8 protein-coding genes and 1 tRNA gene are annotated in these 9,909 nt (G+C 44.4%); 2 read left to right on the top strand and 7 right to left on the bottom strand.

Features of this window, described 5'->3' with window-relative positions; genetic code table 11:
• Positions 1 to 304: 304 nt before the first annotated feature.
• From QUB11_RS23565 to QUB11_RS23550, 4 genes are all read right to left on the bottom strand, one after another.
• Entirely contained in the window at positions 305 to 1,537 is a 1,233-nt protein-coding gene (locus tag QUB11_RS23565) for a hypothetical protein (protein WP_333391863.1), read from the bottom strand.
• A 149-nt stretch (positions 1,538 to 1,686) separates the two neighbouring features.
• Positions 1,687 to 2,265 (bottom strand): hypothetical protein, encoded by a 579-nt coding sequence (locus QUB11_RS23560; protein ID WP_333391861.1) that lies wholly within the window; start codon positions 2,263 to 2,265, stop codon positions 1,687 to 1,689.
• A gap of 607 nt (positions 2,266 to 2,872) precedes the next feature.
• Complete coding sequence (locus QUB11_RS23555) at positions 2,873 to 4,195, bottom strand: four-carbon acid sugar kinase family protein (protein ID WP_333391859.1); 1,323 nt, start codon at positions 4,193 to 4,195, stop codon at positions 2,873 to 2,875.
• Positions 4,196 to 4,563: 368 nt separating this feature from the next.
• The gene (locus QUB11_RS23550) at positions 4,564 to 5,232 is read right to left on the bottom strand and encodes a hypothetical protein (protein WP_333391857.1); all 669 of its coding nucleotides are present in this window, start codon (positions 5,230 to 5,232) and stop codon (positions 4,564 to 4,566) included.
• Between the two features lie 96 nt (positions 5,233 to 5,328).
• Here QUB11_RS23550 and QUB11_RS23545 point away from each other — a divergent pair, with 96 nt between their 5' ends.
• Positions 5,329 to 6,498 (top strand): IscS subfamily cysteine desulfurase, encoded by a 1,170-nt coding sequence (locus QUB11_RS23545; protein ID WP_333391855.1) that lies wholly within the window; start codon positions 5,329 to 5,331, stop codon positions 6,496 to 6,498.
• 177 nt (positions 6,499 to 6,675) lie between these two features.
• Here QUB11_RS23545 and QUB11_RS23540 read toward each other — a convergent pair whose 3' ends face one another.
• Positions 6,676 to 7,680, bottom strand: coding sequence for a glycosyltransferase family 2 protein (locus QUB11_RS23540; RefSeq protein ID WP_333205543.1), 1,005 nt, complete (start codon positions 7,678 to 7,680; stop codon positions 6,676 to 6,678).
• 150 nt (positions 7,681 to 7,830) lie between these two features.
• The gene (locus QUB11_RS23535; protein ID WP_333205544.1) at positions 7,831 to 8,568 is read right to left on the bottom strand and encodes a C40 family peptidase; all 738 of its coding nucleotides are present in this window, start codon (positions 8,566 to 8,568) and stop codon (positions 7,831 to 7,833) included.
• 108 nt (positions 8,569 to 8,676) lie between these two features.
• Here QUB11_RS23535 and QUB11_RS23530 point away from each other — a divergent pair, with 108 nt between their 5' ends.
• On the top strand, positions 8,677 to 9,615 hold the full coding sequence (locus QUB11_RS23530; protein WP_333391853.1) for a serine hydrolase: 939 nt from the start codon (positions 8,677 to 8,679) through the stop codon (positions 9,613 to 9,615).
• A 154-nt stretch (positions 9,616 to 9,769) separates the two neighbouring features.
• Here the strand turns inward: QUB11_RS23530 and QUB11_RS23525 are convergent.
• Positions 9,770 to 9,858 (bottom strand) — tRNA-Ser (locus tag QUB11_RS23525).
• Positions 9,859 to 9,909: the final 51 nt, after the last annotated feature.

Raw genomic sequence — 9,909 nt, 5'->3', positions numbered from 1 at the left:
AAAATAGTTGAGAATAAAGTGATTAAAAACTTCTTTTGGGGTTGACTAATCCCTGGCATTTGTTGTAAGATGGATTCAATAATCTTCATAAGGCAATCTGTTAAGCTTGTGTGTTTTTATAGCTTAACCTAAAAGAGCGCCTTTTTTTCTGTTCATTTTGGGTTCAGATTGCACTCACTTTTTTCGCTTCTGTGATTTATTGCGTAAGCGTTGCTTGCCGAAGCCATCGCATCCCTCTTTAAAAACTGTCCGGAGTATTGTTACACTACAATATATAATTTATCAATAAAGTTTCGTATGTTCATCAATTTACTAGGTGTAAGTCTACAAAAGGCAGAGTTATCCAACCAGTCCAGACTTTTTCTAATACCTGTTCTTTAAGGTTGGTTACGCTTAGTGCGGAAACGTGGTAGATCACTCCAAGATGATATGTACCGGGCTTGAGGTCATAAAAATAATAGAAGCCTCCAGCTTGGTTGGGAATTGCGAGTATAAGCCGATTCCCATGCCAGGAAAGCGTTCCATCTAAAACAAATAAGGCACTATCTCTTGGTGGAGCTAAGTAATAGTTTGGCCCTTTACCTACCCAGGATCTCATGAGGTCGCTCCTCCATTTTATTTCTTTACCGTCGTCACCTATTAGTGTTAAGTCAAGGGAATCTAATTGCTGAAAGCGAAAAGCGGTTGATGTATTGTTAGTAGCCCGGATACCTAGCTTCACAGTAGTCTGATTACCAGGCAGATTAGGAGGGATAGTTAATACTGGCTCCGGCATCTCTGTTTTGAACTGAATGCCATCCACTTCAATTGCACTACTATCACTTGATACGGGCATAACTAGGCGAAGATTCACAAAAGAGCTTGGCAACAGCCCCGATCCCGTTTCTGGTACAGTTCTTACTTCTTTAGTATCTGACTGGGAAACAGGTGTAGTATTGCGATCGGTGTTAAAGACGAATCGAAGCTGATAGGTTTGTTCGGGGAGTACCTCGAAATACCAGAAATTGTTATGGTCTATCGAACTTAGAGAATTGTCAGGAATAGTAGGAACTTTAAGTACAAGCAAGTTATTATCCCAATAAAGCAATGCGGTTAGAAAAATAATTCTTGGAAGTTCTGGTTTGATTTCCCACCAATCAAAATTTCTCGTCTCGTTGTGTTCGATCGCAGGGGCTAAGTTGGGTCTTAAACCAGCTAACCCGCTCGTTGCTTCTCGATCGAAAGGTCTGTTTGGGTGAGTGCTAGCTGCAAGACAATCAATATCTCGAAGTCTTTGTCTTGTTTGACGATCGGATGCCCAAACCTCTGGAATAAAGGTTTGGGATGGGTTGAGGCGAAAGGAAGTTGAAGTGTTGTTGATAATACGCAGCGTCACTTGGATAGAAGTATGGGTTCCAAGCAGATTTTTGGGGATGGGAAAGACTGGGGTAGGATAAAACCTTGGACTTGGATTCGTGACTTCTATGAATATGCCATTTGCTTCAACGGCATTGCTGTCAAAAGATTCTCTGCTGCCATCACATTCACTAGATGTCATGTTTGTTATCCTCCTATTATGCTAATAGCTGCGATCGCTCTCTAGCTTTTTGTAGTCGCAGCGATCGACCATTTTGTCCTACCATTTCTGGAATCAATGTAATGAATGTTGTTAGTGTTGGTAGACAACACTTGTGAGGTAACTTCTGTTCAGGATGAGACTATGCAGAATTTGACAAATGGTGTAATAACCCTACCAGTCCATAATCTTTCTAATAATGTTGGCTTTGTCCCTTCTTGGCCTCGATCGTTTATTCTATCAACCTCGTTTTCATTTTTATAGATAAATCGAACATGATATGCTCCCGGATTGAGAATGTCAAAATTCCAATAGCCACCCGTGCCTTTGGCAATGCTAATTTTTAACTCGTTCACACGCTTAGACCAGATGAGCCTTGCATTTGGAAAGAAGGTAATGCTTTCTTCAGGCATAGCTAACGGAAAATATGACTCTTTAGGTTTTAGGCGTCTAATGCGAAGGAAAATGCTGGGTAGTAATTGACTGTCCGCACCCATAAGTTCTGGAGTTAATCTGCCATAGGAACTGAAACGAAACGGCATAGGTGTGTTGTTGGTAATGCGAATACCCAACTGCACAGGGATATCCATATTGCCATCGGGGCTGAGTGGTTCCACTGGAATACTGAACGTGCGCTCTGGCATTAAAGTTTCAAATTGGACACCATCCACTTCGATTACACTCTTCTCAAAAGATTCTCCTGATGTCATATTTGCTACCCTCTCTCTTCCAAAAAAGCTAGTTGAATAGGAAAAGCTGTTTCTACTATTGCGCCAACTAAATCATCAATGCCAGTAATTGTAAAGTAGTCAACTGGGTTCCGTTTGACTGTATATATTAGGACAAATCTATTAATCTTGTAACCGTAAAACTACCGAATTTTTTTAGACCAATTTTCCCTACTACTATAGCAATCCTAAGTGATTTTCTAGATCCGTAAAATCTGAAAGTCTTGCTATACAACAAGTCTAGGAAGACAAGAGGGCGTTGTGTTGTGAGACTCAGATCGGATTGCTATAGCAGTAGAACGGCTCTCCCGGATGCTTGGTGCAAAAAGTAGCGATAGATACAATCTACCGCAGTTTTTTACCATCTTGCCCTAGAATCTGTAACGTTGTATTTAACTATTAGAAGCGCAACGAGGATGCCGTTTTATTCGTAATCTGAAGAGCGAGTTTTACAGGAGTTGCAGCATTGGGCTTATTTGAGGGGATTGTCAAGACAGGCTCTGGCATGAAAATTTCAAGATGTTAGAACCCCGACTTCTCTAAGAAGTCGGGGTTCTGAGTATTTTGTTTTTTGAACTCCGTCTGCTGGTTACTTGCTCAGCCGCTTGTAAACCGTAGCCAAAGCATGGCTATCCCCCACATTTCCCGGAAACAAAACAACTGGCAAATTGGGAAACAGAGGATGATCTGCATCGGTTTTCACCACCGAACAACCGGCAATAATTTGACCGATTTGCCTGACACTTTTCAGAGACAAACCTGTACTCAAAACATCATTAGAAGTAATACCGCCCTTGCTAATCAAAAACCCGATATCCGCAGGCAGTCCCCGCACGATATCCATCAATAAAGCAGAAACCGCCTCTCCAAATTTTAACCTAATTTCTGCATTGTCAAATTCGAGTTCCTTGCGGCTGGTATAAATTACAGGCGTTTTGCCATCGGCATGAGAAGTGCGGACTTTTTCGAGAATTTCATCGAGCATTTGGGTGCGATACTCGGGTGAATCTTCTAACAAGTGAGATACATCTATTTCAATGCTAACTATATTGGGTTCTTTTAACAAGCGTTCCAATTGTTCAGTAGTTTTCTTAACGTGGGAACCAACTATTACTGCACCCGGTTTGCCGTCCCTCACGTATTTTGCCATTTCGTCGGCTGCTACTGGCTGCGGGCCGAGGTCAGCTAAGGATGTTAAAATACTCGCCCCGCTGCGGAATAAAAACTTTTTGCCATGACTGGCGGCAGCGAGAATGTGTTTGGCAAATGTGTCTAAATCGGCTTGGCTTTCGCCGTCAACAACTGCACATTGGTTGTCTTTCATCTCCATCAGTCGATCTAAACTTCCGTAGCGGATGTCTGCGAGTAAAATGCGATCGACTGCATCAGCGGGGATGCGACCTTTGGTTTTTTCTTCTACGTAGTCGGGCAAGTAACTGTGACTGTAGCCGAAGACTGAATCTTTGGCAAATTCGGTTTGGTGAACAGGCGTTGCGACGCTGTTAACCATTAGGTAATGCACGCTGTGGCGGGTAATTCTGCCTCCTTCAAAAAAGGCGGGAATTAGAAAATGGGCATCGAAGGGGCCAAGTTCTTCGGCGATCGCGTCGGTTTCGATGGGATAGTGACCGCGCAGGGTAGAATCGGAACGGCTAACTATTAGGAAGTCTTCGATTTTTTCGCTGGCGATCGCCCTTTTTAGATTTTGGCACACTTCGCGGGTGACGGAGGCTGCTTTTTCGGGAGTTAGCGATCGAGTATTTGTCAGTATGAAGAAAATCGGGCACTTGTCCCGCAGCCCCAAACGCAGGGTGTCTTCGTCCCAACGTGTCAGCAGTAAGCAACTGTGCACGGTTTGAGAACCTGTCGGATCGTCGTCGAGAACTATAATCTTGGGTTTGGCAGAAGACATACTGACCTGGTTGTTAACGTCACCTTTCCAAGATATCCTTACCTGTTACGTAATAGATAAAAATTTACAATAATTATGATATTTTTTGGGAGCATCTCACTTATGCAGCCAAGCTAGAAATTGGAGCCAGGAGTCAGGAGTCAGGAGTCAGGAGGAAAGAAGAAGGAGGAAGAAGGAATGAGGAAGAAGGAAGGAGCCATTATAAGTGTTTTTACAAATATGAGATGCTCCCTATTTTTTTAACAATTCTCCTAATTCATAATTTTAAAAAGGTCTTTGAGTTCGAGTGGAACAGGCATCCTGCCTGTTGCGGTTCAGTAAGCTGCATATTGCTACGGGGTAAGAGGCGCACGCAGCAGTGCACGCTACTAACTTTTGCCATTTTTAAAATTAGCAGCGTTTCGATCTTGCAACTTTTTCATTTCTGCTTGAACTCCCACGGCTACTTGCAAAGCTTCGTTGAGCAATCGCCCCGGCTGGCTCGATTTATCGCTAATTTGCAGGGCATTCAAAGTTCTCAAATTATTGGCAAACAATTCGGAGTTAGTAGCGACAAATTTTTTGTTTTCCCTGAGAATTCTTTCGGTTTTCAAAGCTCGAACTAAATCGTCTCTGATTAGCTGCAAGGCTTGAATGACTTTTGCCCGATCGCCGATTTTGACTTCCGCATTGCCAGCATCTTCTATCCGATCATTAATGGCGATCGCTTTGATTATACCATTATAGCGATCGACATCATCAAAAAGATTGATTAAATGTTGGTTTTGCCGACTGCACCAAATTTTCCAGGCATCCTCCAAGATTAAACCAACTATCGCAGCGAAGTGAAGGACGAACCACCACACATACGCCCTAGGAAATATCGCAACCAGCAGCCAACAACTGATTAGAACCAAAACAATTAAACCGACAGTTTTCAAAGCTTCGCGGGCAAACTTAGTCGCTGTCGGCGGCCGGTATACGCGATCGGGCCCGGCGCCTGTGAGGTGCTTGAGCTCACCGACAGTAATTTCTAATCCCTGAATGTCAGCTCGCATAAATCTTCACAAATATTTCTTAATTATAAAGTTTTGTAGTAGAACAAGGGGCTCGTCTACAATAAACCTAACACTTTTTTCAACCAAAACTGCACTATGTCCGCACGTCCTATATACCTCGACAACCACGCCACAACCCCCGTAGACAAACGGGTACTTGATGCGATGCTGCCGTATTTCACCGAACAGTTCGGCAACGCAGCCAGCATCAGCCACGTCTACGGCTGGGAAGCAGAAGCAGCGGTAAAACAGTCACGACAAATCATAGCAGAAGCGATCAATGCTTCTCCCGAAGAAATTGTTTTTACCAGCGGTGCAACCGAAGCAAATAACTTAGCGATTAAAGGTATCGCCGAAGCTTATTTCAGCAAAGGAAAGCACATTATCACAGTAAAAACCGAACACAATGCAATTCTTGACCCCTGTACCTATTTGCAAAAATTGGGGTTTGACATCACGGTTTTACCCGTGAAAAGCGACGGGCTGATTGATATAGGCGATTTGATCAAAGCGATTCGGGCCGAGACAATTTTAGTTTCAGTGATGACGGCTAACAACGAAATAGGAGTCATCCAGCCGATCGCAGAAATTGCTGCAATTTGTCGCGGAAATGACATTCTTTTTCACACAGATGCGGCACAGGCGATCGGCAAAATTCCCCTCGACGTAGAGGAGATGAATATCGATCTAATGTCCTTGACAGCCCACAAAATTTACGGGCCAAAAGGCATCGGTGCTCTCTACGTGCGTCGCAACAAACCGAGAGTGCAACTAGCGCCGCAAATGCACGGAGGAGGCCACGAACGGGGAATGCGATCGGGAACTCTCTACCCGCCGCAAATAGTTGGGTTTGCCAAAGCAGTAGAATTGGCAATTGCAGAAATGCAGTCGGAAACCGAACGAGTGGTTAATTTGCGGCAGCGTTTGTGGGAAAATTTGAGTGAATTGGGCGATGTTGTTCTTAACGGTCACGCGACTAAGAGATTGCCGGGGAATCTCAATATTAGTGTAGGCGGGGTTGACGGTCAAGCGTTGATGTTGGGTTTGCAACCGGCGGCGGCAGTTTCTTCTGGCTCTGCTTGCACTTCTGCGAAAATAGCTCCATCTCATGTTTTAGCAGCGATCGGGCGATCGGACAAATTAGCTTATGCTTCAATTCGGTTCGGTATTGGCCGGTTCAATACCGAAGCCGAAATAGATGCAGTCGCCGAACACGCGATCGCAACTATTCAATCTCTCCGACAAGCTCAAAAAGTGATGAGTTAGAAAGTATTGGTGTCAACTTAAGCCTAAAACCCACTGTCTCTCTCATTTTTATCAAAGTCTCGATCCCCCTAAATCCCCCTTAATAAGGGGAGTAGGGGTTGACTATGAACATACTCTTGTCCCCCCCTTATTAAGGGGGGCTAGGGGGGATCGGGAAGATGAAAAAAAGTCATTTAGTTACTTAGAACCAAACACCTCGCGCACCCGATAAATCGGTTTTCCCTGCGACTCGTGATAAGTCCGCATCATCACTTCAGCCAGCAAACCAAAACAAAATAACTGTACGCCAGTCAACAGCAAAACCACAGCCAAAATCAGCAAAGGACGGTTCCCAATAATTTGGCCAAAACCCAATTTTAAGACTGTCAAATAAATCCCTAAAACCGTTCCCAACGTCATAGAAGTCAGTCCCAAAAGTCCAAAAACGTGCATCGGTCGAGTCAGGAACTTTTTCATAAAAGAAATAGTTAACAAATCCATCAACACCCGAAAAGTCCGCCAAATTCCGTACTTACTTTGACCGAAACGGCGGGCGTGATGGCGCACAGGCAGTTCTGCAATTCTCGCCCCTTCAATAAACGCCAAAGCAGGCAAAAAGCGGTGCAATTCCCCGTAGAGATTCAAGTCTGCTACCAACTCGGATTTATAAGCTTTCAAAGAACAGCCGTAGTCGTGCAAAGTTACGCCTGTAACGCGACCAATTAACCAGTTAGCAATTTTAGAAGGAATCAACCGGCTAATAGTATTGTCTTGCCTATTTTTGCGCCAGCCGCTAACTAAATCGTAGCCTTCATCTAACTTTGCCAACAATAGCGGAATATCAGCCGGATCATTTTGCAAATCGCCGTCTAGGGTAACAATAGCACGACCGCGAGCGCGATCGAAACCTGCCGACATGGCAGCAGTTTGCCCGTAATTGCGGCGCAAAATTACAGCACAAAGGTCATCGCGAGTGCTGGCTAACTGCTGGAGAAGTTCAGCAGAACCGTCCTTAGAACCGTCATCTACACAAATAATTTGATAGCTGAGTCCAGAGGGTTGGATAGAAGAGGCGATCGCCTCAATCAAATGAGGCAAACTTTCCACCTCATTATACACCGGCACCACCACCGAAACATCGAGAACAACCTCAGCCTCAGCTTGCTGTCTCGCCAATTTTTCCAAAAATAATGCAGCGTCCATTTTTTTATTCGATAATATCAGTAATCATTAGTCATTAGTCATTAGTTAACAGTCAACAGTCATTAGTCATTAGTCATTAGTTAACAGTCAACAGTCAACAGTCATTAGTCATTAGTTAACAGTCAACAGTCAACAGTCAACAGTCAACAACTAATTAGGTTGATAACTTGCCACAACTTTACCATATCCCCGCAATTGCTGGTAATAAGCTTGACTGACTCGATCGCCATCCTCCGACAAAACATCGATACCGATACCGTTGCGACCTTGTGCTTGTCCCGAACTGTGAATGTAGCGATTATCTCCGAGATATAATCCTACATGAGTGGCTTTTTCGGGCGTACCAAAAAATACTAAATCCCCCGGTTCTAAAGCACTGATACTAATAGGTTTAGTAAAAGCTTCCTGCTGATAAGCATCCCTCGGCAACCAGATGCCCGCAGCCACAAAAGCAGCTTGCATCAAGCCCGAACAATCATAATTGGGCCCGACTGTACCGCCCCAAAGATAATAATTGGATTGGTTCATAGCCTCGCGAGCGAAAGTAATTACAATTGGTAATTTTTCCTTGATTTGGGCCTCAGAAAGCACCAGAGGATGATACACTGTTTTTGCCACATCGAGCAACTCAACATCTCGAATATCCAGCCATCCCGGATAATCATCTTCGCACAGTCGCACCATCACAGCCGTTGTATCCCCCTCAACAACCGAGTCTATGGCATTTCTCCCCCCCTTGATAAGGGGGGGCTGGGGGGGGTCAACAACTCGCAAATGCCGCCCTAGGGCTGCTTGAGTTGCCAATCGATCGCACTTTGGGGAATCGTAAATATTTATGTGCGATCGGGCCCGGTACTCCACAACATCAGATAATTGATAATTGGCCATTGCTAATTGCTCATTGTTTGCTGTTAATTGTTCGCATTTATTGTTCGCATTTAACGATAGATTGCCATTAGCTGCTAGCCGTTAACCGTTAACCGTCAGCCATTAACCATGACATTTTTTCACAAAGACGAACAATTAGAAACCCTCGGCAGTAGCATTATAGACTCCGCATTGTCAGAATTTACAGGATTAAGTGGCGATAGTATAGCCATTACCTGGATAGTCTACGATCCGCCGGTGCGAGTCAATACAGGCGGTGCCCTGAGTCCAGAAGAATTTTGGAAATATCAACCGCGAGGTTTTAGCGCTAGAGCTTCCGAACGAATTTATCCAGCCAGCATCGTCAAATTATTCTACCTCGTTGCCATCTGGGAATGGGCGCAAAAAGGCATGATTCAAACATCGCCAGAATTAGAACGCGCCGTCCGAGATATGATAGTTGATTCCAGCAACGACGCAACCAGTTTAGTAGTAGACGCGCTCACCGGCACCACCAGCGGCCCAGAATTATCACCAGGCCCCTTTGAAACTTGGAAACAGCAGCGAAACATCGTCAACCGTTACTTTCAATCATTGGATTGGCCGGAATTAGAAAATATTAACGTCAATCAGAAAACCTGGTGTGACGGCCCCTACGGTCGCGAGCGAGCAGTTCTGGGAGAATTAATGGAAAATAGAAATATGCTGACCACAAATGCAGCGGCGCGTTTGCTGCACACTATAATCGGCGGCGTAGCTGTTTCTGCCAAAGCATCGCAAGAAATGATGGGTTTAATGAAACGCAGTTTAGACCCAGCAGAATTAGAAGCAGATCCCGAAAATCAAGTTACAGGTTTTTTAGGTGGCGGATTGCCAGAATCAGCAAAATTGTGGTCAAAAGCGGGACTGACAAGTCAAGTGCGTCACGATGCTGCTTATATTGAAGTACCGGGTTTGCGGCCGTATTTGTTGGTTGTATTTACCGAGGGGAAAGAGAATAGCAAGAATGAAGAAATTTTACCTTTTATCTCGCGGCAATTTGTCGAAGCGATGAAGACATTGAATTAGATTTAGTAGTTGATTATTGCGGCTAGACTAGACTTGAACTGCAAAAATAATTGGGACGGGCTAGAAGCCCATCCCACAATAAAATTTTGTGGGATGGGCTTCTAGCCCGTCCAAAAATTTGATTAAAAGGAATTTTTTCCTAGAAGCTCTAAAACGGAGAGGGAGGGATTTGAACCCTCGAAGGATGTTAACACCCTTAACAGATTAGCAATCTGCCGCTTTCGACCACTCAGCCACCTCTCCAAGATGACAGTAACTAACTATAGCACACACATCCTCTTCTTGCCAACCCCT

The organism is Microcoleus sp. B6-A1 (assembly GCF_036705085.1).
In the GTDB taxonomy this organism is placed as follows: domain Bacteria; phylum Cyanobacteriota; class Cyanobacteriia; order Cyanobacteriales; family Microcoleaceae; genus Microcoleus.
The sequence above is the reverse complement of the archived record's forward strand: the minus strand, read 5'-3'. Positions and strand labels throughout refer to the sequence as shown.